The organism is Providencia sp. Me31A (assembly GCF_050487165.1).
GTDB lineage: Bacteria > Pseudomonadota > Gammaproteobacteria > Enterobacterales > Enterobacteriaceae > Providencia.
In genome coordinates, this window is the sequence record NZ_JBKQGZ010000077.1 from 1 (window position 1) to 659 (window position 659).

Genomic DNA, 659 nt, shown 5'->3' on the forward strand with positions numbered 1-659 from the left:
CAGGCTTACAGAACGCTCCCCTACCCAACAATATTTACATATCGCTGCCGCAGCTTCGGTGCATAGTTTAGCCCCGTTACATCTTCCGCGCAGGCCGACTCGACCAGTGAGCTATTACGCTTTCTTTAAATGATGGCTGCTTCTAAGCCAACATCCTGGCTGTCTGAGCCTTCCCACTTCGTTTCCCACTTAACTATGACTTTGGGACCTTAGCTGGCGGTCTGGGTTGTTTCCCTCTTCACGACGAACGTTAGCACCCGCCGTGTGTCTCCCGTGATAACATTCTTCGGTATTCGTAGTTTGCATCGAGTTGGTAAGTCGGGATGACCCCCTAGTCGAAACAGTGCTCTACCCCCGAAGATGAGTTCACGAGGCGCTACCTAAATAGCTTTCGGGGAGAACCAGCTATCTCCCGGTTTGATTGGCCTTTCACCCCCAGCCACAAGTCATCCGCTAATTTTTCAACATTAGTCGGTTCGGTCCTCCAGTTAGTGTTACCCAACCTTCAACCTGCCCATGGCTAGATCACCGGGTTTCGGGTCTATACCCTGCAACTTATTCGCCCAGTTAAGACTCGGTTTCCCTACGGCTCCCCTATACGGTTAACCTTGCTACAGAATATAAGTCGCTGACCCATTATACAAAAGGTACGCAGTCAC

General features: G+C 50.8%; 1 rRNA gene. It reads right to left on the reverse strand.

From position 1 onward, the window contains the following. A 23S ribosomal RNA gene (locus ACLPIE_RS22540) occupies window positions 1-659 on the reverse strand; the annotation flags it as partial.